17 protein-coding genes, 1 tRNA gene and 2 rRNA genes (1 of these 20 cut by a window edge) are annotated in these 25816 nt (G+C 66.7%); 4 read left to right on the forward strand and 16 right to left on the reverse strand.

Annotation, left to right across the window (positions count from 1 at the left end):
• The first annotated feature begins 7 nt into the window (after positions 1–7).
• Positions 8–382: a cytochrome C oxidase subunit IV family protein gene (locus SH591_RS07205; protein ID WP_324751139.1), complete on the forward strand. Its 375-nt coding sequence runs from the start codon at positions 8–10 to the stop codon at positions 380–382.
• Positions 382–1068 (forward strand): c-type cytochrome, encoded by a 687-nt coding sequence (locus SH591_RS07210; protein WP_324751140.1) that lies wholly within the window; start codon positions 382–384, stop codon positions 1066–1068. Before SH591_RS07205 ends, SH591_RS07210 begins: the two co-directional genes overlap by 1 nt.
• Before the next feature lie 39 nt (positions 1069–1107).
• Here the strand turns inward: SH591_RS07210 and SH591_RS07215 are convergent, their stop codons facing one another.
• From SH591_RS07215 to SH591_RS07230, 4 genes are all read right to left on the reverse strand, one after another.
• Positions 1108–1593 carry a GlcG/HbpS family heme-binding protein gene (locus SH591_RS07215; protein WP_324751141.1) on the reverse strand — a complete coding sequence of 162 codons (486 nt, stop codon included), beginning with the start codon at positions 1591–1593 and terminating at the stop codon, positions 1108–1110.
• A 104-nt stretch (positions 1594–1697) separates the two neighbouring features.
• Positions 1698–3305 carry a chaperonin GroEL gene (gene groL, locus SH591_RS07220; protein WP_324751344.1) on the reverse strand — a complete coding sequence of 536 codons (1608 nt, stop codon included), beginning with the start codon at positions 3303–3305 and terminating at the stop codon, positions 1698–1700.
• A gap of 348 nt (positions 3306–3653) precedes the next feature.
• Positions 3654–5330: a gamma-glutamyltransferase gene (ggt, locus tag SH591_RS07225; protein WP_324751142.1), complete on the reverse strand. Its 1677-nt coding sequence runs from the start codon at positions 5328–5330 to the stop codon at positions 3654–3656.
• Between the two features lie 170 nt (positions 5331–5500).
• Positions 5501–8596 carry a TonB-dependent receptor domain-containing protein gene (locus SH591_RS07230; protein ID WP_324751143.1) on the reverse strand — a complete coding sequence of 1032 codons (3096 nt, stop codon included), beginning with the start codon at positions 8594–8596 and terminating at the stop codon, positions 5501–5503.
• Positions 8597–9115: 519 nt separating this feature from the next.
• Between SH591_RS07230 and SH591_RS07235 the strand changes: the two genes are divergently transcribed.
• A complete protein-coding gene (locus tag SH591_RS07235) occupies positions 9116–10099 on the forward strand; it encodes a hypothetical protein (RefSeq protein WP_324751144.1) in 984 nt (327 codons plus the stop codon).
• Positions 10100–10152: 53 nt separating this feature from the next.
• On the forward strand, positions 10153–11067 hold the full coding sequence (locus SH591_RS07240; protein WP_324751145.1) for a D-alanyl-D-alanine carboxypeptidase family protein: 915 nt from the start codon (positions 10153–10155) through the stop codon (positions 11065–11067).
• Between the two features lie 42 nt (positions 11068–11109).
• Here SH591_RS07240 and SH591_RS07245 read toward each other — a convergent pair whose 3' ends face one another.
• The 12 genes from SH591_RS07245 to SH591_RS07300 form a co-directional block, all read right to left on the reverse strand.
• Positions 11110–12534 carry a serine hydrolase domain-containing protein gene (locus tag SH591_RS07245; protein WP_324751146.1) on the reverse strand — a complete coding sequence of 475 codons (1425 nt, stop codon included), beginning with the start codon at positions 12532–12534 and terminating at the stop codon, positions 11110–11112.
• A gap of 47 nt (positions 12535–12581) precedes the next feature.
• Positions 12582–15224: a TonB-dependent receptor gene (locus SH591_RS07250; protein ID WP_324751147.1), complete on the reverse strand. Its 2643-nt coding sequence runs from the start codon at positions 15222–15224 to the stop codon at positions 12582–12584.
• Entirely contained in the window at positions 15224–16093 is an 870-nt protein-coding gene (locus SH591_RS07255) for a dienelactone hydrolase family protein (RefSeq protein WP_324751148.1), read from the reverse strand. The genes SH591_RS07250 and SH591_RS07255 overlap by 1 nt, the downstream gene beginning before the upstream one ends.
• Positions 16094–16151: 58 nt before the next feature.
• Positions 16152–17447 (reverse strand): dicarboxylate/amino acid:cation symporter, encoded by a 1296-nt coding sequence (locus SH591_RS07260; protein ID WP_324751149.1) that lies wholly within the window; start codon positions 17445–17447, stop codon positions 16152–16154.
• Positions 17444–19012 (reverse strand): N-acyl-D-amino-acid deacylase family protein, encoded by a 1569-nt coding sequence (locus SH591_RS07265; protein ID WP_324751150.1) that lies wholly within the window; start codon positions 19010–19012, stop codon positions 17444–17446. Before SH591_RS07265 ends, SH591_RS07260 begins: the two co-directional genes overlap by 4 nt.
• Entirely contained in the window at positions 19006–20229 is a 1224-nt protein-coding gene (locus SH591_RS07270; protein ID WP_324751151.1) for an FAD-dependent oxidoreductase, read from the reverse strand. Before SH591_RS07270 ends, SH591_RS07265 begins: the two co-directional genes overlap by 7 nt.
• Before the next feature lie 178 nt (positions 20230–20407).
• Positions 20408–21310, reverse strand: coding sequence for a LysR family transcriptional regulator (locus SH591_RS07275; protein ID WP_324751152.1), 903 nt, complete (start codon positions 21308–21310; stop codon positions 20408–20410).
• A 52-nt stretch (positions 21311–21362) separates the two neighbouring features.
• On the reverse strand, positions 21363–21731 hold the full coding sequence (locus SH591_RS07280; RefSeq protein WP_324751153.1) for a RidA family protein: 369 nt from the start codon (positions 21729–21731) through the stop codon (positions 21363–21365).
• A gap of 2 nt (positions 21732–21733) precedes the next feature.
• Complete coding sequence (locus SH591_RS07285; RefSeq protein WP_324751154.1) at positions 21734–23482, reverse strand: amidohydrolase; 1749 nt, start codon at positions 23480–23482, stop codon at positions 21734–21736.
• A 344-nt stretch (positions 23483–23826) separates the two neighbouring features.
• A tRNA-Met gene (locus tag SH591_RS07290) sits at positions 23827–23903 on the reverse strand.
• A 162-nt stretch (positions 23904–24065) separates the two neighbouring features.
• Positions 24066–24180 (reverse strand): 5S ribosomal RNA (gene rrf / locus SH591_RS07295).
• Between the two features lie 148 nt (positions 24181–24328).
• Positions 24329–25816: ribosomal RNA gene (locus SH591_RS07300) — 23S ribosomal RNA — on the reverse strand; it runs 1307 nt beyond the window's last position.

Here is a 25816-nt window from a genome sequence, read left to right on the forward strand (position 1 = left end):
GATCGATATGAACCACGAGACCGCTCACCCCGATGCCGCCGCCGCGGCCCATGCGCCGCCCGCGGCAACCGACCACCCGACCCACCCGATCGGCGTCTATCTCAAGGTCTGGGCCTATCTGTTCGTGCTGAGCGCGATGTCCTACGCGGTCGATTATTTCGCGCTGCAGGGCGTGCTGCGCTGGGTGCTGATCCTGACCTTCATGGCGCTGAAAGCGGGGCTGATCGTGGCCATCTTCATGCACATGGCCTGGGAGCGCATGGCCTTGGTCTACGCCATTCTGGTGCCCCCGCTCGCCTTGCTCACCCTGGTCTGGCTGATGTGGATCGAATCCGATTACACCTTCTGGACCCGCATCCTATTCTTCGACGGGAGCGGCTGATGAACCGGTGGCAATGGACCCAGACCGGCGCCGCTGTGAGCGCCGCCATGTTCGTCGCCGGCGGCAGCTACTGGTTCGCCGGCCAGGTGATGAAGCCGCCTTACCCGGAAGCGCGCGCCTATACGGTGGAAGGCGTGGCGCCGGTCGATCTCGCCGGTCTCCAGCGCAGCTGGCCGTCGGGGCTGCGGCGGCCCGGCGAGCCGAACGAATTGCGCGGTTACATGGGCTCGATCGAGAAAGCGGTGCTGCCGATCGGCGCCGGCGCCGGCCCGATCGCGGCCGCGGCGCCGGCCGATCTCGGCACCCTGCTCGCCGCCGCCGATCCCGCCCGCGGCAAGGGCACGGCGGCGGTCTGCGGCAGCTGCCACACGTTCGATCCCGACGGCGCCAACCGCGTCGGCCCCAATCTGTGGGCGGTGGTCGGGCGCCCGGTCGGCGGCCATCGCGGTTTCGCCTATTCGCCCGCGATCGTCCGCCATGGCGGAGCCTGGGACTATGCGACGCTCGACCGCTATCTGGCCGGCCCGGCCAAGGCGATCCCGGGCAACAAGATGGCGTTCAACGGCATCCGCAACCCGCGCGACCGCGCCAACCTCCTCGCCTATCTCGGCACGCTCAACACAACCCCGGCCCCCTATCCGCCGCCGCAACAAGCAGCCGGCGGCGCACCGGCGGTGACGCGGTGAGGCGTGCGGTCAGATCCCGCTGAAGACCGTCCGGGAGGTTTACTTTCCAGGCGCCCGCAGGGCGGCTGCAGCGATCTTTCCGTCCTGTTCGGATGTTCCGCCGCTCACGCCAAGCGCTCCGACGATGCGGCCCTGGATCACGATCGGGACACCGCCTTCGATCGCTATGGCTCCCGGAAGGCTCAAAACCGCGGTGCGCCCGCCGGCCACGGCATCCGAAAAGGCTTTGGTCGGCCGCTTGAACCGGGCGGCCGACTTGGCCTTCTCCTGGGCGACGAGTTCCGAGCCATATTGGGTGCCGTCCATCTTCTCGAACAGGACGAGCTGCCCGCCCGGCTCGACGATCGCGAACGCCATGCTGAACCGCCGCTCGGCCGCGGCCTGGCGCGCGCGGGTGACGATCTCCCGCGCCTGATTCAGCGAGACCGGCGCTCCATATTGGGCCGCCATCTGCTGGGCGGGCGCCGGGGATCCGACAAGGCCGAGGCAGCAAATCCAGAGGCCGAGCAAAGGTCGCACTGTCATTCTCCCGCGAGGAAGAGACCGCTTTACTGTCAGAAAGGTCGACGGGCTACTGCCCGGCTGAGCCCGTCTTCCATTTCAGGCTCGGTCAGGGGAGCCGCGCCGCATCAGAGCGCTTGATGCGCGGGCGCGTCGTCCTGCAATTCGGCGATGGCCGCCTCGGTCGTGATGAGCAGACCCGCCACCGACGCCGCGTCCTGCAGCGCCGAGCGGACGACCTTGGTGGGATCGATGACCCCTGAGCCGACCAGATCCTCATAGACCCCCGTCTGCGCATTGAAACCGAAGGTCCGGCTCTCCTGGTCCAACAATCGGCCGGCGACCACCGCCCCATCGAAGCCGGCATTTTCCGCGATCTGGCGCAGCGGCCACCGCAGCGCGCGGCGGACGATGTCGATGCCGCGAGTCTGTTCGTCATTGCCTCCTGTCAGCCCGTCGAGGGCCTTCGACGCATAGAGAAGCGCGGTGCCGCCGCCAGGAACGATCCCCTCCTCGACCGCCGCGCGGGTCGCGCTGAGCGCGTCGTCGACGCGGTCCGTGCGTTCCGTCACCTCGAGTTCGGACGAGCCGCCGACCTTGATGATCGCGACGCCGCCGGCGAGCTTGGCAAGACGCTCCTGGAGCTTCTCCATGTCATATTCGCTGTCCGAGCGCTCGATCTCGCCGCGGATGGAATCGACCCGGGCCTTGATCGCCTCCGGCGCGCCGGCGCCGCCGACGACGGTCGTCTTGTCCTTGTCGATCGTGACCCGGCTCGCGGTGCCCAGCATTTCAAGCGTCACCGTCTCGAGCTTGATGCCGAGGTCGTCCGTGACCACCTGGCCGCGCGTCAGGATGGCCATGTCCTCGAGCACCGCCTTGCGGCGATCGCCGAAGCCCGGCGCCTTCACGGCCGCGACCTTGAGCCCGCCGCGCAGCTTGTTGACGACGAGGGTGGCGAGAGCCTCGCCCTCGATGTCCTCGGCAACGATCAGCAGCGGGCGACCCGATTGCGCGACCGCTTCCAGGATGGGGAGCATCGCCTGCAGGTTCGACAGCTTCTTCTCGTGCAGCAGGATGTAGGGGTCGGAGAACTCGACCTGCATCTTTTCCGCGTTGGTGATGAAATAGGGGCTGAGGAAGCCGCGATCGAATTGGAGGCCGTCGACGATCTCCAGTTCGAATGCGATGCCCTTGGCCTCCTCGACGGTGATCACGCCTTCCTTGCCGACCTTGTCCATCGCCTCGGCGATCTTCTCGCCGACGATGGTGTCGCCGTTGGCAGAAATGACGCCGATCTGGGCGATCTCCGCGTTGGTCGAGACGGGCCTCGACTGCGCCTTCAGGTCTTCGACCACCTTGAGAACGGCAAGATCGATCCCGCGCTTGAGGTCCATCGGGTTCACGCCGGCCTCGACCGACTTCATCCCTTCGCGGGCGATCGCTTGGGCGAGCACGGTGGCAGTGGTGGTGCCGTCACCGGCATGATCGTGCGTCCGGGACGCCACGGTGCGCAGCATCTGCGCGCCCATATTCTCGAAATTGTCGGGGAGTTCGATCTCCTTGGCGACGGTGACGCCGTCCTTGGTGATGCGCGGCGCGCCGAAGCTGGTGCCGACGACGACGTTTCGTCCCTTGGGACCGAGCGTCACCTTCACCGCATTGGCCAGGATGTCGACGCCGCGAATGACGCTTTCGCGCGCATCGCGGGAGAATTTCACGTCTTTTGGCGCCATCATGTGCGATCCTTGGCAGGCAGGGTGCCCCGCGCAGGCACGCGATCATGGAGAGGGCGGAATGTCATGGCTATGGTCCTCGCGCTGGATCGCGACTCGATCGTCGCTTCACAAGCGGGAGCCAGCGCCACCAATTTGCGATCGGCACTCTCACGCAGAGAGCGGCAATCCGCTTTATGTGGGCCGTCGCGGCCGCACGATCAAGCGGCATATCCGGCGCGCGTGCGTTGGAGTTGGCCAAATGCGAACGTAGCAGGCTTTGACCTATGTAGGACGCGCGTCCGGCTCACCGATCACGCAATCGGGCAGAACGGGGCTCCCGACTACGGAAGCAAGGTCAAGCACGGGTCACTGCGCCGCTTCGGCCCGCGCCACTCCGTCGCGGCGCGGGTCGGCGCCGCCGTCGAGCGTGGCGCCGCGGCGGATGACGCCGTGGAGGCCGGAATCCTCACCGCTGCCGGCAACGACGGTGATCCCGCGCGCCTTCAGGCCCGAGGTCACGGCGGGGGGCATCTTGGCGGCCTCGCCGTTGAAAGCGTTGCCGCGCGCCACAAGGTTCGGCAGCGCGATCGCCTGCTGCATCGAGAGGTCCCAGTCGACCAGGCCGACCAGCGTCTTGCCGACATAGCCGAGGATCGCATTGCCGCCGGGCGAGCCGAGCGCTGCGGCGAAGCGGCCTTGCGCATCGAGCGCGATCAGCGGCGTCATCGACGAGCGCGGGCGCTTGCCCGGCGCGATCGCGTTCGGACCCTCGGGGCGCAGCGAGAAATCGGTCATCTGGTTGTTGAGGAAGAAACCGTCGACCATCCGGCCGGAGCCGAAGAAGGATTCGACGGTGGTCGTCATCGACACCGCGTTGCCGCGCGCATCGACGACCACGAAATGCGAGGTGCCGGCGGGCTCTTGGGTGGCGTCGGCGCCGGTCGGCGCGATGCCGGCGCGCGGCGCGGGGCCGGCCGCAGGCCCGATCAGCGCGGCGCGACCGGCGACATAGGAAGGATCGAGCATTGCCTTGACCGGCACGTTCACGAAGGCAGGGTCGCCGACGAGCGCATCGCGGTCGGCATACATCAGCCGGCTCGCCTCGGCGAACAGGAACCAGGCCTGGGGATCGTTCGGGCCGCGATCGGCGATGTCGGTACGCTCGAGGATGGCGAGCATCTGGAGCAGCCCGACACCGCTCGCGGGCGGCGGCGGCGTGCAGACGAGCAGCAATCGGTAGGTGCCGCACAGGGGTTCGCGCGCCACCGGCGTGTAGCCGGCAAGGTCAGCCAAGGTCATCGAGCCCGGCAGCGGCCCCGTCCTGGTCCGTGCCACGATCCGCTCGGCCGTCGGGCCGCGATAGAAGGCGTCGGAGCCCTCCTCGGCGAGACGGCGGACGAAGGCGGCGTAGGCCGGATTGCGGATCGTGTCGCCGGCGCGGGCGCCCCTGAAATAAGCGGTGACGTCGGGCGCTTTCGCCTGCGGGGAATCGCCGTGGATGAACCGCTCGAGCCGCTTGGTGACGGTGAAGCCCTGCTCCGCCCGCTGCGCCGTGGTTTCGAACAAAGCGGCCCAGGGGAGCGCGCCTTTCTCGTCATGCGCCTTCTTGAGCATCGCGACGACGCCGGGGACGCCCGTCGCCCGGCCCGAAAGCATGGCGGTCGCGCGCGACACCGGCTTGCCGTCGGCGCCGAGGAACATGTCCGGCGTCGCCGCCGCCGGCGCGGTCTCCCGCCCGTCGAGGACGCTGACCTTGCCCTCCGCCGCGTCGAAATGGACCAGGAATGCGCCGCCGCCGAGGCCCGAGCTTTGCGGCTCGACCAGGCTCAGCATCGCCTGCACCGCCACCGCGGCGTCGACCGCGCTGCCGCCCTTGCGGAGCACGTCCATCCCGGCCTCGGCAGCGAGCGGATGCGCGGCCGCGACGAAAATCTGGGATTGCGGCTGCGGTTGCGGCTGGCGCTCCGGAACGCTGGCACAGGCGGCCAGGGCGAGGGAGGCGAGGACAGCGGGGAGGAGCGCAAGGCGGCGAAGGATCATCATGTCCAGAAACCATTAGGCGTGTTGGTGCGCAAACGGCAAATCACGGCGCCGCGCGCACCTGGATTGAAGAGGCGCGCGCGGCACCGTGGAGAAGCCGACCAATTACACCACTCAGGACGGCCGCTCATGAACGGCGGCCCAGGCAAGGGAGTGCCCGGGCCGCCCGCTCATCAGAAGCGGTTGCGGATCGATGCGTAGATCACGCGGCCATTGTTGTTGTAGAGGCTGCCGAGATAACCGAGCGTGGCATCGGCCAGCGGCGGAAGGTTGTTGAAGATATTCCGCACGCCGATCCGCAGCCGCGTACCGTCCAGCGAACCCTTCGTGTCGACGACATATTGCAGATAGAGGTTATGCGTCGAATGGTCGCTCACCCGGAAGCGGGAGCCATCCGGCAGGACCGCGCTGGTGTCCACCACGCTGCCGACATAGCTGCCGAAATAGCCCGCGCCGAACTGACCGAGACGCCAGGTGATCGACGCCGACCCGCGCCACGCCGGCCGCGCATTCTGACGAACGAGGTCTTCGGCACCGGTGATGCGGATCTGCGAGCTGATCGTTCCCGCCGCCTGACCGTCAAGCAGCCGCTGGTGAAGCTCGCTCGGCTCCTGGTAGAATTTCAGGAGATGGGCGGCGTTCACGCGGAAGCTGAAAGTGCCGATCGGCGTCTCCCGCAGCCGGTAATAGGCGCCGACATCCACGCCTTGGACGGTCCGCGGATTGAGGTTCATGTAGTGGTCGGCGACATGCATGACGCGGCCGACCGGCGCGAGCCCCGTGCCGTCGAAGAGAGCGATCTCCTCCGGCGTCGGATCGGCGCGGACGACGTTCGGGTTGAAGCTGCCTTCGGCGCGCATCAAGTAATCGAGGGTCAGTGCGTTGTTGTCGCCGAAGATGCCGATCAGGTCCTTCTGCTTGATCTGCCAGAAATCGGCGGTCAGCGTCAGCCGCCCGAAAGCGTCGGGCAGCGGCGGCTGCGCCGTGATGCCGATCGTCAGATTCTCGGACCTCTCGGGTTTCAGGTCGCGGCTGCCCGAGCGCTGGCTGACCGACGTGAAGCTCCGGCCGCAATTGGCGATATTGCTGATCCGGCCGGCGCGGAGGTCGGCCTCGCAACGGACCCAGTCGGTGCGGCCGTTGGCGCGTTCGATGCCGTTCTCGAAAAGCTGCGGCAGGCCCGGCGCGCGGAACCCCTGCGACCATGCACCGCGGACCTGCAGCCACGGGATCGGATGATAGGACAAAGCGATCTTGGGCGTCGCGACCGTGCCGAAGCCGTCGTAGCTCTCGACGCGGCCGGCCAGTTGCATGTTTAGCGAGTGTACGCCGGGGACGTTCATCCGCGGCGAAACGAGCGGAACGGCGAGCTCGGCGAAACCCGAATAGACGTCGCGCGAACCGGACGAATCCGGAGTGGGGCTCGCGCCCATCACGTCGCTGCCGTTCGAGCTGCCATCCAGCGCGGTGAACACGATCGTGCCGTCGAAACGGTCATCCCGGTCATCCGAGAACGTCTCGTGCCGGAACTCGACGCCTGCCGCCATGCCGACCCGCCCGGCCGGCAGGTTGAACAGATCGTTCCTGGAGACCTTGAAGTCGGCCATGGTGAGCGACGTCGTGTTGATCCGCGAAGTATCGACGATGAAGCTGTCGATGATCGACTGATGGTTCGGCGTGGAATCAAGGGATCCGGGATTGAGCGGATCGCCGCCGTTGAACGGGTTATAGCCGGTCCAATCGGTCCGCGAGAGCGCCTCCTGGAACTTGGTCAGACTGATCGTCTCCATCGTGTCGTTGGTGCGGGCGCGCGAGTAAAGCGCAGCCGTTTCCCAGTCGAACCCGGCCGTCTCGCCGCGCAAACCGCCGAGGAAGCGCGTAGTTGCGTTCTTGACGTTGATCTTCAGGGGGCCGGCATCCACCGGGCGATAGTCGCGAAGCTCAAGCGGCACACCACTGGTCAAGACGCCCGTCAGACCCGGAATCCGGTTCGGGCTGCCGACCGGTCCCATCGGATTCCAGTAGGCCTGGACCGGAATGATCAGTCGCTGGCTCGAGAGGGCGGTCTCCTGTTCTCGCTGCGAATTGAAGTCGGAGCCATAATAGCCGACCTCACCGAAGAGCTCGACGCCGCTCTCAAATTCGTGATTGACGAACCCGAACAGGTTGAGACGCTCGTTGCCGCCGCTGATCATCCGCTCGGCATTACTGTTATACTTGACGTTGGCGTCGGACCCGAGCGTCGCCAGGGTGCTGTTGTCGTAGCATACGCCATTGCCGGCCGGAGCAACGCACCCGCCGTTGATCGCCGGCTGCACGTGGAAGAGCCCGCTGGTCGTGAGCTGCTCGCCGTTGACGTAGGCCGTCGTGGTCGAGGGGGCGTAGGTCAAAGTCAGGCGCTGGAACTCGCCCCAGGGCGTGTCCAACGACCGATTGTCGAACGCGCTCATGCCTTCGAACGGCGTGCCCTCCAGCAGCGGCCGGAGGTCGCGCGAACGCGAGTTCTTACGCTCGTGCGCCCAGAGCGGGTCGCGCTTGTTGTATGACCCGAACACCGAGATGTTCGTCTTACCGTCGTTGAAGGTGTTGCCGCCCTCGAACGAAACTCGGTAGGATTCCTGATCGGAATCCTCGGTGAGGCTTACCTGGGCACTGATCGCGAGGCTGTTCAGGTTCTTCTTGAGGACGGTATTGACCACGCCGGCAACCGCATCGGAGCCGTAGATGGCGGCAGCGCCGTCGAGCAGCACCTCGACCCGGCGCACGCCCATGACCGGGATCGCATTGGTGTTGACGCTCTGCACCGGCACCAGATTCTCGGTTTGCGTGCCCGGGTGGAGTACCATGCGGCGACCGTTGAGCAGCACAAGAGTGTTGCCGGTGCCGAGCGCGCGCAGGTTGATCGACGCGACGTCGCCGCGGGCATCGTTGCTGCCGCCAACGTCCTGGGTCTCGTTGAAGTTGACGTCGCCCGCCTGGGCGATCGCCCGGAACAGGTCGTCGCCATTCTCGGCCGCGACCGAATCGATGTCGTTCTCGTCGAGGATCGTGACCGGCAGCGCACCGGAGACGTCGACGCCCTTGATGTGGCTGCCGACGACGACGATTTCTTCATTGGGATTGGCCGAGCCCGGAGCGTCCGTCCGGCTAAGGTTGACGGCATCCTCCTGGGCGGCGTCGGCGTCCTGCGCCTCGGTCTGTGCGGCGGCCGCGGTTGCCATCAACGACACTCCGCCCAACAGCGTGGCGGCCCAAGTCAATTTCCTCATAATGTCCCCTCCTGTTGTGGCCGCACATGCGCCCGTCCCGGTTTGCAAGGCATGCCGGCCCCTGCTGGGGCACGGCCTCCGCGCAACCGGTCTTGTTTGAGGGTGATCCTATTCAAGCGCCTGCTCGGCGCCTCCACGAAGAGTTAGAGCAGGCATAGAAGGGGGCTATGGATAGTTCATGCCGAGCCCAGGGGGGGCACGGCACCGGCGATGCTTCTTATCCCGTAATGGGCGGTCCGAAGCCGCGAGCTACGCGACATCTCCTTGATCAACGTGCTTCTGAGCCGCCGCGGGATATTTCGACGATCCCCGGTGCCATCACGCTGCGCCCATAGTGCGGGGCTATACATCCCGTCCCGATTTTCTCTTGTTCGGACTCCCCGGAGGCCAACTATCCGGACTAACCGTCTCGTCCCTCCGGACGCTGAGGCGGCGCCATAGAAATAGAACAAAACAGACGGGGAGTGGGTGATGCGCGTATCTCGGGGAAATTGGACAATTGGTGCCACGGCGCTGGCTTTGGCGCTCGCAAGCGGCGGCATGCTTGCCGGCACTGCGCGGGCCGCCACAAAGGAGGCCGCTGCGAAGCCAGCGAAGTTCGAGGTGGGCAAATCCTATTTCGGCGAGAACCAGTATATCGAGTACCTCCCGGGTAACGCGCCGGTAATCCTCACCGCGCCGCATGGCGGGTCGCTGCGCCCCGATACTATCCCCGACCGAACCCGCGACGCCTGCGCCGCAAGGACGGTCGTGGCCAACGACAGCAACACCGCGGCGCTGGTGCTGGCGATGCGCGAATCCTTCCACGCCCGTTTCGGCACCTATCCGCACGTGGTCATCAACCGCCTCGCCCGACGCAAGCTCGACGCCAACCGGGGGGTGAAGGACGGCGCCTGCGGCAATCCCGATGCCGAGCGTGCGCTGACCGAATGGCACGCCTTCATCGACGCGGCCAAGGCGCAGGTCCTCGAGACGACCGGGCGCGGCTGGTACATGGACATTCATGGCCATGCCCATGCCATCCCCAGGCTCGAGCTCGGCTACCTTCTGACCGGCGACCAGATCGACAGAACCGACGATGAACTCAACGCCAGTGCAGCGCTGAAGGGCAAGGCCAGCGTCCGCACTCTGCTGAAAGGGCCGGCGCCGCTCTCCACCCTCCTGCGCGGCCCGACGAGCCTGGGCACGCTCTTCGCCGAGAACGGCTTCCCGGCAGTCCCGAGTGCCGGGGACCCCGGCCCTCAGGGCGAGCGCTATTTCGGCGGCGGCGACAACACCCGGCGCCACACCTGCGGCTCCGCGGCGTCGCCGGCCGGCGGAACGACGGACGGCATGATCTGCGGAGTCCAGATCGAGACCAACTTCAAGGGCGTGCGCGACACGCCGGAGAACCGGCAGCGCTTCGGCGACGCGACGGCGATCGCGCTCGAGAAGTTCCTCGGCGCCCACTGGGGGATCGAGCTCAAGGCGAAAGAGGCCGTCAAGGCCGCCGGCCAGAAATAAGCGCCGTCGCGCCGCGACGTCCGCCTGCAAAAGCCCCGAGGAGGGATACCAACATGAAGACCGCGCATTCCAGCATCCTGCTGACGTCCCTCCTCCTGCTCGGCGCCTGCGCCGGCGACCCACGGCCCCCGGCGGCCGCGGCCCCGCTAGCGGCCGCCCCATTGGCTGGCCTGGAGCGGATTACGGCCTCGGGCTGGGGCATTGCCGATGCCGAAACCGGCGAGATCGTCGCCGCCAAGGAAGCGACCACGCCGCTCAAGTCGGCGAGCATCACCAAGGTCATGACCGCACTGCTCGTGACCGAACTGGCGGCTCGCCAGCCCGAGGTGCTCGACGAGACCGTCACCTTCTCGGAGGCGGCGGTGGAGCGAGTCGGCAGCAAATCGGGCCTTAGGGCGCTTGAGTCGCTCAGCGTCAGGGACACGCTTTACGCGCTCATGCTGCCCTCCGGAAACGATGCCGGCTATGCGCTCGCCCAACATTTCGGCGAGCGCCTGACGCCCGGCAGCCCGGCCAACAGCGGCAAGGGTTTCATCGCGGCGATGAACCGCAAGGCCCAGTCCCTCGGCATGAAGGATACGATCTACCGATCCTCCTTCGGCGACGGCGGCACCGTCAACGATCGCACCACGACGGTCCACGACCTGATGATCCTGGCCCGTGCCGCAACCGCCCAACCGCTTCTCAAGCAGGTCTTCGGGACCCGAACCTTCGCCACCCAGGCACGGACAGCAGATGGCGAGAGCCGCCACGTCTCCTGGTCGAATACGCACCGCCTGCTCGGCGATCCCAATGTCTCGGGGATCAAGACCGGGACCACCAAGACGGCCGGCGCCTGCCTCCTGACCGAGATGACGATCGATGGCCGGCGCTACCACATCGTGGTTCTCGGCAGCCAAGGCTCTCAACAGCGCTATGTCGATACGCTGATGATCGCCGAACATGTCAAAGCGCTGAAACGCTCGTAAGCGAGCGGGGCGGGGGCGCCCTCCCCGCCCGCCCGCCGTTTGCTAGCGGCCGACCTCACTGCCCCGCACGCCGGAGGCTCGGCCGGACGAGAGGACGAGCGTACGGCCTTTATCGAGGAAGCGGACGGAATATTGGCCGGAGCGGTAATCGCCTTCGTCCGATAGCGCGTATCGCTGCGGCGATCCGTCGAACTGGTCGGCAGTCGCGCTGTTGCCGACCTGGATCTCGCCCTCGCCGGCCTCGACCCGATAGTATCGCGCCACCTCCGGAAGATAATAGGTCCGCTGCTCGCCGTTCGCGAGGACATGGGCGCCCGGGGCGGCGTCGCCGCGTGCGGCATCGATCGCCCGCGCCTTGGCGTCCAGGTCCAGCCCGCCCTGGTTGCAGAGAAGAATCGTGGCACGGCGCTCCTCGGGATAACGCACATAGAGCCCGGTGAAGCCGTCGGCGCTTCCGCCGTGCCGGACCATCAGCTGCCCGTCCGGCCGCCCCACCGTCACCCCGCCCGCATAGGTCAGGCCCTTCGCAGGGTCGGTGGCCGGAACGCCGCCCGTGAGCAGTCCCGGCTGGAGGCGCAGCTTGCGGGCGGCGGAACTGATGACCGCGCTGTCGCCGGCCATCGCCGCCTCGAACTTGGCGAGATCGGCAAGCGAGGTGATCAGGCCGCCCGAGCCGCTGATCGTGGGATAATTGTTGCGGAACTGATATTTTCCCGCCCGCCCCACATAACCGTGCGCCAGCAAGGCGCTCTCCGGGCGCTTGCCGTCCATGAAGAAGCTGTTCGTCATCCCCAGCGGACGCAGCAACGTGCGTTCGAGGTGGCGCGGGAACGGCTCGCCCGCCACGCGTTCGACGATCTCGGCCAGCACCAGATAGCCGCTGTTCGAATAGAGATAGCGTGTGCCCGGCTCATAATTGGGCGCGCTTTGGCGCAGGACGAGATCGAGCGCGGCCTTCTTGTCCAGGCTCGCCGCCGACGTGCCGGCGAAGCGGGCGAGATGCAGCCAGTCGCGCAGTCCCGCGCTGTGGTGCATCAGCATCCTTGCCGTGACGGCGGTGCCGTAATCGGGAAATTCGGGAATATAGCGGCGGATATCCGCGTCGAGGTCGAGGCGCCCTTGCTCGGCGAGCCGGATCGCGGCGAGCGCGGTGAATTGCTTCGAGAGCGACGCCGCATAGAATTGCGTGTCGGCGGAGAGCGGCTTGCCGTTCGCGACGTCGGCATGTCCGGCCGCAACTTGTGTGACGGCCTTGCCGTCCTGGAAGAGGCCGACGACGCAGCCGGGCGCCTTCGAGGCCGCCGGGCTGTCGATGATCCGGCGCACCTGCTCGTCGAGCGGGGGTGCGGTCGGCGCGGCGCCGACGGCCTGGGCACACAGAGCCAGGCCGGACACGGCGGCCGCGAGCAGCGCCGATCTGGCGCTTCCGGCCGGAACCCGGATCGGCATATTCGGAAAATCATTCATAGTCGGGCCTCTTTCATGATGGGGATTGGCGGCGGGCTGCACAGGGCTCACCGGAGCAATTTTCGCAGGCTGATCCGGACCGATCGGCCGAACGGATCGAGGACGTCGGGCAGGTATCGGATGGGCGTGGCGCCCTGCGCGTCGTGCACCAGCAGCCTTTCATCGAAGACGTTGCGCACGCCGATGGTGAGGCGCGTGTCGCGCAGCCAGCCGTAACGCGCCAGACCGGGCTGCCGGCCGAGATTGGCCGAGACGCTGAAATCCAGCGTCGCGAGATCCGAAAAGACAAGATCCCGCTGGGCCGCGCCGCCGCTCACCGTGGAGCCGGCCTGCCATCGCCCGCTCGCCTTCGCGGTAAGGCCGCCGCGGGACAGAGCGAGCTTGGCTTCGACCTCGTGCCGCGCCCGGCCGCCCGTATCCCCTGCCGCCGCGCCATTGAGAAAATCGAGCGTCGGGCCCCCGGCGGCGACCAGCATCTCGTCGTTCATTCGCCATTTGTGATGGACGGATGCCTGCAGGCGGCCCGCATTGGATGCGCGGCGCGGGCCCTTTCGGGCGGCGCCTTTGTTTCCCTCCGCGGCGGGTCCGCCCGCGCGCTGCGCGGTATCGGCGGGGTCCTGGGGCGAACGGCGCTCGGGGCCCATCGGGCGGGACAGGCGCACGCCCCAGCGCAGTGCGTCTGCGCTTCGGCTGGCGAAATTGAGCGGGCGCGCGTCGACCGCAACCAGCAGCCCGTCCGGGCTGCGCTGGAATCTTGTCGGGAACGCCGCTTCCAGCTCGGGCGTCACCGACGGGAAGCTCCTGATCGGATTGACGACGCGCTCGCGGACATATTCGGCGCTCAGCGTGAGTTCCTTCGCCGGCAGGGGCTGGGCGGTGACGCCGAGCTTCCACTTGCGGCGGGATTGCGGGCGAAGCTCGGGATTGCCGCCGGTCGTGCGCACGACATCGACGGTCTCGTTGTGCACGAAATCGTAGACACGCGAATCCGGCGTCACGAGCATCGGATCGCTGAGCTGCTGAATGGTCGGTGCGCGATCGTCGCGCGCGAAGCTGCCGACGATCCGGAGGCTCCGAACGGGCGACCAGGTGAAGCCATAGCCGAAGCCCGCGAGCGTGCCGACGTCGGAAAGCTGCTCGGCCTCCGCATTGAGGTTGAGCGCGAGCTGGCCGAGCGGGGAGCCCATTCGGCGGCTGGCGAGCGGGATATCCAGGCTCGCCTGGACGGCGGCGCGATCGCGGCCGAGGTCCCGCTGGCGTTCGACGCCGTTGGTGCGCGCCGACCCTGCGAGCGTGCGGCGGTCGCCGCCGAGCTTGACCGTCAGCGCCAGCTCGCCCGCCGGCAGATCGGCGATCGGGCCGTTGGTGACCAGTTCCGCCCGTGCATGCTCGTTTCGCCAGCGCGAATAATTTTGCAGGCGGCCGACCAGATCCCTCGACTGGAAAGGGGCGAACGGATTGAGCGACGGATCGCCGTCGTCGATCGCCTCCTGGAACGCTTGTACGTCGAGGCCGGCGTCGGTTCGGATATCGCTGGTGGCGCGATCATATTCGGCGGTGAGCGTCCAGCGCCACGGCCGCATCATGCCATTCAGCACCACGCCCAGATGGGCTTCGCTCGTGTCGGTGTCACGAAGGCGCGGCCCGTAGAGCAGATCGTAGCGGGAAAGCCTGACGTCGCGGCTGAACGGCGAATAGGGATTGCTCGCGGGAACGGCGAGCGTCGCGCCCGCAAGCCCCAGATGGGCGACACGCTCGCCGACTTCGAAGCGCCCGTTCACCGTGGCGTCGACGTCGCCCCAGAGCGTGCGGTTCAGCGAGCCGTTGATGGTGAAGTCGCGCCGGGCGGGCTCAAGGGTGCGGTACCGCCCCAGATCCGACGATGAAGGCGCGTCGGCAGTGGCGGCGAAGTCCTCGAGCGCCGGGCGACCGTCCCGCGCCGATTGCGGCACCCCGGCACGCACCACCGGCCGTCCGAGCAGCGCGCTCAGGTGAGGATCGATCTCTCCACCCGCACGCACAGCGCCGACATTGCCGATCGGATCGAACAGCGACTGGTTGCTGCGCGCCACGCGCCGTTCGGATTCGAAGATCGGGTTCTCGCTGCGAAACTCGATATCGATGCTCGACCGGCCGCGCGGGCCGACGTTGAGCACCGCCCCGTCGGCTTCATGGACTCCGGCGCCCCCCGCGGTCGCGAGGCGGGACTGGAGTTCGGTATTGATCGAGCGAACGTTCCGGAGAAGGACGAAGTTTACGACCTTCTGGTCGGGCTTGAACCCGTATTTCAGCGCCACCTCTTCGGGAAAGATATCGACCCGCTCCAGGGCCTCGGGCGGGAAGGCCCGGATTTCCCGGAAGCTTGAAACGCGCTTTCCGTTGAGCAGGATGACCGGTGCGGAATCCTCGCCATCGCCCACGCCCTGGACGAGCGGCGCTAGCTCCGCGATCAGCTCCGACAGGTCGGCCGCCGCATAGCCCGCGATCGCCGCCGCATCCAGCGAATGATCCGGCGGAATGTCCCCCAGCACCCCGCCCCGCGGCCGGGTGGCGTTGACGACGATTGCGTCGCCCTCGGCCGCCGACGCGGCGTCCGCCCCGCCCGGCTGCTGCGCAGCCAGCGGGGACGGCACCAAAGCGGCGATCGAGGCTAAGGCGGCGAACTGCGGGCTAGGCCCCAGCCCCCGCATCACTGCGCCTTGAGCTGCTCGCCGAAGAAAGCCAGGACGGCGGCCTGCGATTCCGTTCGGGCGCGCGCGTTTTCCGGCACCTTCTGGAACGTGCTGGTCGGGACGTCGAAGCTGTGCGACGCGCCCTCGTAGGTCGTCATCTCGATCTTGCCGTTGCGGCGGCTGCTGCGATCGACGAGCTGCTGGCAAGTGCTGACGGAAACCGCCTTGTCCGCGCTTCCGATGAACACCTTCACCGGCGCGTAAGGCTTGTAGCGCTGCTCCTGGTAGCGCTTGCGCAGGGTGCAGCTCGGATAGAAGGCCGCCGCGGCCTTGAAGCCGAGCTTGCTCATGTCGGCCGGCTTGTCGTCGGCCATCGCCGCGAGCGTGACGCTGCCGCCATTGGACCAGCCCATCACGCCGACGCGCTGGCCGTCGATATCGGGGCGAACCCGCAGATAACGCAGCGCGCCATAGGCATGGAGCGGGCGGGCGACCACGTCCTCCAGTTCGGGCGGACGGTTCTTGAGCTCCTTGATCGTGAAGCCGCCGGGAAAGCCGACGGATCCATATTCGTCGATCAGCATGGCGACATAACCCTGCCGCGCCAGCAGCCTGCCCCAAGCCTTGTGGCGTGCGCTGAGCGTGTCCGCTTCATAGGTGTCGGCGCGCGACGAATAAGCGCCCGAGCGGCCGTGGATCATCACGACGGCCGGCGCCTTCGCTGGCGCGGCTGCGCTCTTGAAGACATAGCCGGTCAAGGTCGTCTTGCCGTCCCCGCTCGGGAAGCTGACCTTGTCGATCGTCACCCGCGGTTGCTGCTGTGCAGCGGCCGGTGCCCCGGTAACGAAAGCCATGACGGCAGCGACGGCGAAAGCCAAACCACGCATCTCATTCTCCTCCAGTTTATATTTTCTTGTTGTGAGTTCGAGCTTTCTTCCGAGCCCGCTATTGATCGTTTGAAGACAGGTAGGTTTCGACGTCGATCTCGCCCTCCCAGCGGCCCACCGCCGTGGCGATCGCAAGGTCGGCCGTGACGTTCGGCACGGTGCGCGTCATGTCGAGGATCCGATCGAACGGCAGAATGAATCCGACCACGATCGCGGTCTGCTCCGGCGTGACGCCGATCGCGGCAAGCACCGCCGCGAGCACGAACAGGGAGCCAGAAGGGACGGGCGCAACGCCCATCGCGACGATCGTCGTCGTCGCCGCGACCACCAGATAATCGGCGAGCGTCAGATCGACGCCGAAAGCCTGCGCCGCGAACAGCGTCAGCATCGCGACATACATCGCCGCGCCGTCCATCCCGACCGTCGCGCCCAGCGGCAGCACCGTCGATGCGATGGGCGGCGACACGCCGAGATTGTTCTCGGCCACGCGGATAGCGACCGGGAGCGTCGCCGAGCTCGAGGATGTGGAGAAGCCGACCAAGATCGCGTCCGCGACGCCGCGGAAGAAGGGAACCGGCGGCAGCCAGGCGAGCAGCCGGATAACGATCCCGCCGTGGACGACCAGCGTCTGGATCAGCGATCCCACTACGACGCACAACGTGAGCCAGAAGATGCTGACGAAGGTTTCCGGCCCATTCGCTCCGACCACGACCGCGATCAGCGCGAATACGCCGAACGGCGCCATCTCCATCACGAAGCCGACGATCTTCAGCATGACGTCCGAGCCGGCCGCGAGAATGCGGCGCACGGGTTCGGCGCTTTCGCCAGCCGCAATGACGCCCGCGCCGACGAGCACTGCGAAGAAGATCACGGCGAGCGTGTCCCCTTCCGCCATTGCTCCGATCGGATTTGTCGGAATGATGCCGAGAAACAGCTCGGCCGTGTCCTTGGGCGCGGCCACGGCACGCGGCGCGACATTGGCGAAATCGGCGCCGGCGCCCGGTGCGAACAGGGTCGCAGTCGCCAACCCGACCGTCACCGCGATCGCGGTGGTGAAGACGTACATGCCGAGAGTCTTGATGCCGATGCTGCCGAGCCGCTTGGGGTCGGCCAGCGCGGCGACGCCCGATGCGATCGTCAGGAACACGAGCGGGGTCACCAGCATCCGGATCAGCCGCACGAACACGTCGCCGATCCACTGGATCTGCGCCGCCCCGTCGCCCCACAACATCCCGGCCACGACCCCCAAGAGCAGGGCGGCCAGGATCCGCTTCCACAGCGAGATCGCGACCCAGCGTGCCAGCAGGCCCGGCCGGGCCGGCGTCGGTTCGGGAAGAACGGCGGACTGGCTCATTCGGGACAACTCCATGACGGGTCGCGCGGCTTGGCGAGACGACGACCCGGCAGGGCGCCGGTTGGCTGCCCGTCGGCGACGACGAGGGCGCCGTTTACGAGGACGAAGTCGGCGCCAGTCGCAAGCTCGGTGGGCTTCTCGTAGCTGGCTCGCGCGGCAAAGCGCTTAGGGTCGATCACGGCGATGTCGGCATAGTTTCCTGCGCGGATGACGCCCCGTCCCTCGAGGCCGAAGGTCGACGCAGTGAGCGAGGTCGCGCGCTGAACGAACGCGGCCGGCGTCACCACCTTGGCGTCGCGCACGAAGCGCTGCCAGCGTTCGGCAAAGCTGCCATATCGGCGGGGGTGGCCGCTCGATGCGTCGGAGCTGGCCATCACCCATGGTTGCGCAGCGAACTTGTGGATGTCGGCCTCGGCCATGTTGAATGACGCGATCGGCGCATTTCCATCTTCGCGGATCACGCGGATCGCAGCAGCGACTGGATCGACGTTCCATTCGGCCGCGAGGGCGTCGAGGCGCTTGCCCTTGTGCTTGCCGCCGCTGATCAGCACCGCGCCGGCGCCGCCGCGGCGGCGCAGATTCTCTTCCATGCCGACAGCGAGCTTGGGGTCATCCAGCCGGGCGCGAAGCGCGTCGCGCCCGCCGTCCATCGCCCAGCCCGGGACGAGTGCGCTTGTCAGTCGCGTGCCCGATGCCGCCCACGGATATTGGTCCGCGGTGACGCGAAGCCCGCTCGCGCGGGCCGCCTCGATCTTGGCGATGATCGACGGAGCCTGCCCGTGCACGTCGGCGCCCAGCGCCTTGATGTGGGCGATGTGGACCGGAAGGCCGGCGCCGCGGCCGACCGCGATCGCTTCATCCACGGAAGCTGCCAGGCCGATGCCGCCCGACCCTTCCTCGCGCAGATGCGTGTCGTAGATGCCGCCGCGAAGCGCAGCCTCGCGTGCTAGCGCTACGACTTCCCCGGTCTTCGCAAAGCTCTGCGGCGCATAATAGAGGCCGGTCGAGAAGCCGATCGCGCCCTCGCACATCGCCGTCGCGACCAGGCCGCGCATCTGCGCGAGTTCGTCCGGGCTTGGGTCCCGATCCGCGTCGCCGATCACGGCGCGCCGCACCGGCCCGAAGCCGACGAAGCGGGCGACGTTGACGCCGGTGTCGCGGGCCGGCGCAGGGTCTATCGCGCCACCGCCGTCATTGCCGACCAGAATTGTCGTCACGCCCTGCATCACATGGTTAAGCGCCGCGCGCCGGCCGGGGTCCTTGGCGGCAAGATCGCCGCCGCTATGCGTGTGCGGGTCGATGAACCCGGGCGTGACCAGCTTGCCGCTGGCGTCGATCCGCCGATCGGCCTGGACATTGGCGACCGCAGCATTGCCGACGAAGACGATCCTGTCCCCCTTGACGCCGACGTCGGCCCGCACTGCGCCCGCACCGGTGCCATCGATCAGCTCGCCGCCGACAATCAGTAGGTCGAACGGCGCCGGCGGGGCCGCACCCCCGCAGAGCAGGCCGGCCACGGTCAGCGAGAGGAGTTTGCCGCTGCGCAGCTTCCGCTTGATCAGCATGACGCCATCGCCAGTGCGCCCGCGGCGCGTTCGGCCGATCCCATCGCATAGGTCCATCCAAGCGCTCCATGGCCGAGGTTGAGCACGACGTCGGGCCGCGGTCGCTCGAGCATCGGCAGGGAATTGGGAGTCATCGGGCGCAGGCCGGCCCAGGTGCTCTCGATCCGGTCGTAATGGACGGCCTCGGGGAACCCGCTCCGCGCCGGCCCGATCAGCGCATCCAGCCGCTTTTGGTCGACGTCGAGGTCGCGCCGCCCCAGATCGGCTAGGCCGGCAACACGCATTTTTCCGGAAAGCCTGCAGAACACCAGCTTGCGCGCGACATCGGTGATGCTGGTGCGCGGCGATTGCGGGCCTGGCGGGGCCGTGAACGAATAGCCCTTCATCGGCCAGATCCTGGCGCGGAGACCCGCGGTCCGCAGCAGCGGCGGCGCGTCGACCCCGGCGCAGACGGCAAGGCGATCCGCCTCGATCCGCTCGCCGCCCGCCGCAACCAGAGCAGGCCGAGCCGAGGACAGGTCGACCTTGGCCACGTCCAGCCCGAAGCGGGTGCGCACGCCATAATCGCGCTCCAGACATTCGGTCAGCGAGACGCAGAAACGCCAGGCGTCGCCCACCTCTTCCTGCGGCGAATGGATCGCCCCTGCATAATTGGAGATGACCCCGTCGAGAGCCGGCTCCACCGCCAGCGTCTCTTGCGGCGTGAGGACGTGCTGGACGGCCCCCAGAGTGCGCTTCAGATCAACGAGGCTGGACGCGGCGGCGAGGCTTGCCGCCGTCTTGTAAAGATGGATCTTTCCCGGCGCCGCATGCCCGAATTCGATCGGATGGCGCTCGAGCAACGCATGCATTGCCAGCCGCGATTCCAGCCCGAGCCGCAACCCATCGAGGGTGTTCGCATGAAAGCGCGAGAGCGTCCCGTTGCGCAGGAAGCTCAGCCCCCAACGCAGGAAATCGAGGTCGAAACTGGGACTGAGACGGAAGGCCTGATCGCGGGCCATCGCCAGCCACGGGATCCGCGCGATCAGCGCCGGCGCCGCCAACGCGTCGGTATAGACGTAGCTGAGCTGCGCCCCGTTGGCGAACGAGGTGCCGCGGCCCGGCCCCGCATTCCGATCGACGAGGGTTACGGCGACGCCGCGGCGGGCAAGCGCATAGGCAGTCGCCACGCCCACAACCCCGGCCCCCAGCACGACGGCGCTGCTGCCGTCTCTCATTCTTCCTTGATCCAGCAAGGAAGGATCCAAGTTTTGCGAAAGCAGCATGGTAATGCCGGCCGCCCTTCTTCTGCGCATTATTATTGCGCCATGGGCGCTCGATGATGCGCAATCCTACCGCCCGGGGCCGCGCATCCAAGGGGGTGCATCCAAACGATTCTTTGCCGCTCCCATAGCCCTAATCGATGGGCTGCTCGCGCCCCTCGGTCAGGGCTTCGCTCAAGGTGGCGATGAAGCGCTCCGCCAGCTTGGTGAGCGGCCGGTCTTCCAGCGACACGCACTGGAGCGTGAATCGCAGCGGCGGATCCGCGTACCGAAAAGCCAGGTCCGGCGAAGCCCAGGCGCGCGCGGTGAACTCGTCGACGATCGTTATGCCGGCGTCCGACTGGGCGAGCGCGGCGGCGACGTAGAAGGTCTGCGCCGAGACCGTCTCGCGAAACGAGATGCCCAGCCGGTCCACGGCCGAGCCGAACACCTCGCCGATCGGGCCCGCCGCGGCGACGCCGATGACATCGCGACCTTCCAGTTCCTGCAGGGGCAGCCGCTGTTCCGACCGTTCGAAGATATCCGGCCGGAACAGGACGACCAGTTCGCCCTCGCACAGGTCGCGCGTCACGAGGCGGGAATGGGGCGGCGGGTCGTAAGCGAGAGCAACGTCGCACTCGCGCTCCAGCAAGGAGCGCACGACTTCGTCATGATGCTGCGTGTGGACCGCGAAGCTCGCATTGGGATGCATGCTGCGGAAGCGCGCGATCGCATTCGGCACGACCTTGAGCGCGAGCGAAGGCACGGTCGCAAGACGGATATGGCCGCCGCCGTTCAGCCGGAGATTGCGCGCGGTCTGCTGGAGCGAGTTCAGGCGCTCGAAAACGTCGCCAGCCTCGCGATAGAGGGCGTGCGCTTCGTCGGTGGCCACCAGGCGCCCGCGCACCAGCTGGAACAGCTTGAAGCCGAGCTGGTCCTCGGCGTGGCGCAACAGCTTGCTGACCGAAGGCTGCGAAACGCTCAGCGAACGTGCCGCGGCGCTGATCGAGCCGTTCGCATAGACGGCGTGGAAAATCTCGATGTGACGGAAACGCATTCACAATCCTAACAGGCGAACGCCCGACGCGGGCGGCAAGCGATGCACGGCTTCACCCGAAGTGGGCGACAGCCTCGATCTCCACGTCGGCGTCGTCGGCGACGAGCCCCGAAATCACCACCGAGCGCGCCGGATAGGGCGTCGAGAACACCGCGCGATAGGCGGCGTTGAAGGCGTCCATATGGGCAGCGTCCGTCAGCCACGCCGTCGTCTTGACGACATGCTCGGGCCCGAGGCCCTCGGCGCGCAGGATGGCGACGAGATTGGCGAGCGCCCGATCCGCCTTGGCGCGGAAGTCTCCGCGCACGATCGCGCCGTCGGCGCCGCGCGGAAGCTGGCCCGAGACGAACAGCAGATCGCCCGCCCGTCGCGCGCGGCTGAGCGGCGGTCCGGCGCAGAGCGCCTCTCCAGTTGCGGCCATGTTCAAGGTTCCTTTCTGTCAGGGTTTCCGGCGGCGAAGATGGTCTTGCCCCCGACGATGGTTTCGACGACGCGCAGGCCGTCCAGTGCCCGCGGAGCGACCGCGAGCGGGTCTTCGGACAGGATTACGAGGTCGGCGAGCTTGCCGCGCTCGAGCGAGCCGAGCTCGCGCTCGAGGCCGTATTGGTAAGCGGCGTTATAGGTCATCGCGCGCAGCGCCTCGAGGGCCGAGACCCGTTCCTCGGGACCGAGCACCGCCCCGCCGGTGGTGACGCGATTGACGGTCGCCCATAGCAGCCGGATCTGGTCCATCGGCACCACCGGCGAATCCGTATGGACCGTGTAGCGGAGGGCGCGCGCGAGCGAAGAGCCGACCGGGCTGATCCGCGCCGCGCGCTCCGGCCCGATGAATTGGTCGCGATGGCGATCGCCCCAATAATAAGTGTGCAGCGAGAAGAAGGACGGGGTCGCGCCGATCGCCTTCATCCGGTCCAGCTGGTCCGGGCGGCTCATCTGGGCGTGGATCACCACCGGGCGGTAATGGGCGGCTGTCGCAAGCGGCCGCGCTTTCTCCATGGCGCCCAGCGCGCAGTCGATCGCGGCATCGCCATTGCCGTGGATCGCCACCTGCCAGCCGCGCGCGACAAGCGCGGCGACCCGCGTTTCGACGCGATTGCAGCTCTGCGCCGGATAACCGCGATAGCCTGCCTCCGCCTGCGGGGGCGCGACATGGTAGGGATCGGAAAGATAGCCGGTATAGCCCTGGATCGAGCCGTCGGCGAAGAGCTTGACCGGCCCAAGGACCAAGCCGTCCGCGATCGCCGTGGCCGGATCGACGGGAGGCGACGACGCGTTGGCGAGCGTGCCGTTGGGAAGCAGGACCAGCCGCAGCTTTACGCTTCCACTCGCCTGCGCGGCCTTGAGCAGCTCGAACGTGCGCTTGCCCGCGGAGCTGTGCTGCGCGGTCGTGACGCCTTGCGCGGCATAGATCGCCGCGGCCTGCTTGGCCGCCTCGAGCTGCTGCGCGCGTCCGTAGACGGCGTCCGGGCCCCGCTTGACCAGCGACGCGGCGGTTTCCTCGAACACGCCCAGGGGCGTGCCGTCCGCCTCGCGCCGGATCACGCCGTTGGTGGGGTCGCGGGTTTCCGGACCGATGCCACTCTCCTCGATCGCGCGGCTGTTCGCGGCCGAGAAGTGGCCCGATATATGGCGGATGATGATCCTGTGCCTGGTCGAGGCGCGGTCGAGGTCGTGCCGGGTCGGGTGGCGGCGCTCGGCGAGCAAAGTGTCGTCATAGCCGCGCCCGACGATGGTGCCGCCCTCGGGCACCGACTTCGCCCGCTCGGCGAGGATGCGGACGATGTCGTCGATCGACCGCACGGCGCCGATCGGCGGGCTGTTGAGGTCCGCGCCGTACAAGGCGGTTCCGACGCCGAGGAAATGGCTGTGCGCATCGATGAAGCCCGGGACGAGCGCCCGGCCGCCAAGATCGGTGACGACCGTATCGCGCCCGACGAGCTTACGAACCGAAGCCTCGTCGCCGACCTCGAGGATGCGCCCGTCCTTGACGGCCAGTGCCCGCGCGGTGTGGCCATGTGTGTCGATCGTGATCACCGGCCCGTTGACGAAGACCCGATCCGCAACGACCTGGCTGGGAACCACCGTCGCACCCGCTGCGCGCGCACTGCTCCAAGTGGCCAAGGCCACGGTCGCCGCGGCGGCCGCCAGAGTGACGATCCGGCGCGCTGTCATGGCCCGCCCTCGCCCTGTCGGCCCACGCGCGCCGGCGCTCAGCCTCGATATTCGCATCGATAAGTCTCCCCCGCGCGTCGGCACATGGACGTCCTGTCCTGAGCTGCCGCGCCAAGGCGAGGATACGGGCCCGACCGGTTTTTCCAACCGGCACAGCCCAATCTTTTGGGGAGCAGCCCATGGCCTTGGGCTATGAATAGCGGTGGCAATAGCCCGGTCCCGGCGGAACCCATTGGCTGCGGCCTTAGGCTAATCGGTTTCGGGCACTGCGTGGCTACGGTTTGCGCGGCCTAGACGACAAAAAGCCCCCGGAGCCGGTGGGCTCCGAGGGAGTTCTGTATTGGTGGTTGCGGGAGCAGGATTTGAACCTGCGACCTTCAGGTTATGAGCCTGACGAGCTACCGGGCTGCTCCATCCCGCGCCAATTTCGCTTTGCGTGGCGGCCGGAGCCGGAGACTCCGCAAGGCCGACCGGCCGTTGCACCTTATGGTGCGGAAGCCAAAGCCGCGGATGCGGCTGCCGGCACCTGAGGCCAAGCAAAAACATGTGAATGGGTTTCTTCGTTTGCTGCGCCGGCTTCAAAGCCTGGCGGCGACCTACTCTTCCACTGCTTAAGCAATAGTACCATCGGCGCAGTCTGGTTTCACGGCCGAGTTCGAGATGGGATCGGGTGGGTCACAGACGCTATGGCCACCAAGCTATGGAGCCGGCGCAACAACGAAGTTCTAGAAATCGTGCACTTATCTAGTCTCGACAGATGGAAGGTCTGGGTCTCTCCAAGCCCCGCATGAAGCGTGGCTCGGCGGAGCCTCAGCTCGTCCAATCCTGTCGTTGATGGTGGGATTCATCAAGCGCGAATAGAGCAATTAGGACCGGTTAGCTCCACGCATTACTGCGCTTCCACATCCGGCCTATCAACGTCGTGGTCTTCGACGGCTCTGTGATATCTTATCTTGAGGGAGGCTTCCCGCTTAGATGCTTTCAGCGGTTATCCCGTCCATACATAGCTACCCTGCTGCACTGCTGGCGCAATGACAGGTCCACCAGAGGTATGTTCAACCCGGTCCTCTCGTACTAGGGTCAACTCCTCTCAAATATCGACGCCCACGGCAGATAGGGACCAAACTGTCTCGCGACGTTCTGAACCCAGCTCACGTACCACTTTAATTGGCGAACAGCCAAACCCTTGGGACCTGCTCCAGCCCCAGGATGTGATGAGCCGACATCGAGGTGCCAAACAACCCCGTCGATATGAGCTCTTGGGGGTTATCAGCCTGTTATCCCCGGCGTACCTTTTATCCGTTGAGCGATGGCCCTTCCACGAGGGACCACCGGATCACTATGACCGACTTTCGTCTCTGCTCGACTTGTCAGTCTCGCAGTCAGGCGGGCTTATGCCATTGCACTCTAACAGCCGGTTTCCAACCGGCCTGAGCCCACCATCGCGCGCCTCCGTTACTCTTTAGGAGGCGACCGCCCCAGTCAAACTACCCGCCACAGAGGGTCCCTACACCGGCTAACGGTGCGAGGTTAGACATCAGAAAACAACAGGGTGGTATTTCACCTATGGCTCCACGACAGCTGGCGCCGTCGCTTCAAAGCCTCCCACCTATGCTACACAGTTCTTTCCTAATGCCACTCTGAAGCTGCAGTAAAGGTGCACGGGGTCTTTCCGTCTAACCGCGGGTACTCCGCATCTTCACGGAGAATTCAATTTCGCTGAGCATGTACTGGAGACAGTGGGGAAGTCGTTACGCCATTCGTGCAGGTCGGAACTTACCCGACAAGGAATTTCGCTACCTTAGGACCGTTATAGTTACGGCCGCCGTTTACCTGGGCTTCATTTCGGAGCTTGCACCCCTCCACTTAACCTTCAGGCACCGGGCAGGCGTCAGACCCTATACGTCGTCTTGAAGCCGACTTAGCAGAGTCCTGTGTTTTTGCTAAACAGTCGCTACCCCCTGGCCTGTGCCCCCTTGAACTGCTTGCGCAGAACAAGGGCCTCCTTCTTCCGAAGGTACGGAGGCAATTTGCCGAGTTCCTTCAGTACACTTCTCTCAAGCGCCTTGGTATACTCTACCAGACCACCTGTGTCGGTTTCGGGTACGGTCTATACGGTGGGGCTATTTCCTGGAACCTCGTCGAAGCCGGTCCAATCCGATAAGGACCGACAACATAAGAGATCCGTCACACACCACCAGGCCCACGAATATTAACGTGGTTCCCATCGACTACCCCCTTCGGGCTCGTCTTAGGGGCCGGCTCACCCTGCTCAGATTAGCTTTAAGCAGGAACCCTTGGTCTTTCGGCGAGAGGGCATCTCACCCTCTTTAT

Origin of the sequence: Sphingomonas sp. LY54 (assembly GCF_035594035.1) — a bacterium.
GTDB lineage: Bacteria > Pseudomonadota > Alphaproteobacteria > Sphingomonadales > Sphingomonadaceae > Allosphingosinicella.

Bases quoted from the DNA above. Each gene is read 5' to 3' on its own strand.
- SH591_RS07255 (WP_324751148.1), bottom strand. From the start codon at position 16,093: ATGCGTGGTTTGGCTTTCGCCGTCGCTGCCGTCATGGCTTTCGTTACC.
- SH591_RS07260 (WP_324751149.1), bottom strand. From the start codon at position 17,447: ATGAGCCAGTCCGCCGTTCTTCCCGAACCGACGCCGGCCCGGCCGGGC.
- SH591_RS07280 (WP_324751153.1), bottom strand. From the start codon at position 21,731: ATGGCCGCAACTGGAGAGGCGCTCTGCGCCGGACCGCCGCTCAGCCGC.
- ggt (WP_324751142.1), bottom strand. From the start codon at position 5,330: ATGATGATCCTTCGCCGCCTTGCGCTCCTCCCCGCTGTCCTCGCCTCC.
- SH591_RS07215 (WP_324751141.1), bottom strand. From the start codon at position 1,593: ATGACAGTGCGACCTTTGCTCGGCCTCTGGATTTGCTGCCTCGGCCTT.
- groL (WP_324751344.1), bottom strand. From the start codon at position 3,305: ATGGCGCCAAAAGACGTGAAATTCTCCCGCGATGCGCGCGAAAGCGTC.
- SH591_RS07210 (WP_324751140.1), top strand. From the start codon at position 382: ATGAACCGGTGGCAATGGACCCAGACCGGCGCCGCTGTGAGCGCCGCC.
- SH591_RS07275 (WP_324751152.1), bottom strand. From the start codon at position 21,310: ATGCGTTTCCGTCACATCGAGATTTTCCACGCCGTCTATGCGAACGGC.
- SH591_RS07270 (WP_324751151.1), bottom strand. From the start codon at position 20,229: ATGAGAGACGGCAGCAGCGCCGTCGTGCTGGGGGCCGGGGTTGTGGGC.
- SH591_RS07250 (WP_324751147.1), bottom strand. From the start codon at position 15,224: ATGCGGGGGCTGGGGCCTAGCCCGCAGTTCGCCGCCTTAGCCTCGATC.
- SH591_RS07265 (WP_324751150.1), bottom strand. From the start codon at position 19,012: ATGCTGATCAAGCGGAAGCTGCGCAGCGGCAAACTCCTCTCGCTGACC.
- SH591_RS07245 (WP_324751146.1), bottom strand. From the start codon at position 12,534: ATGAATGATTTTCCGAATATGCCGATCCGGGTTCCGGCCGGAAGCGCC.
- SH591_RS07230 (WP_324751143.1), bottom strand. From the start codon at position 8,596: ATGAGGAAATTGACTTGGGCCGCCACGCTGTTGGGCGGAGTGTCGTTG.
- SH591_RS07240 (WP_324751145.1), top strand. From the start codon at position 10,153: ATGAAGACCGCGCATTCCAGCATCCTGCTGACGTCCCTCCTCCTGCTC.
- SH591_RS07205 (WP_324751139.1), top strand. From the start codon at position 8: ATGAACCACGAGACCGCTCACCCCGATGCCGCCGCCGCGGCCCATGCG.
- SH591_RS07285 (WP_324751154.1), bottom strand. From the start codon at position 23,482: ATGACAGCGCGCCGGATCGTCACTCTGGCGGCCGCCGCGGCGACCGTG.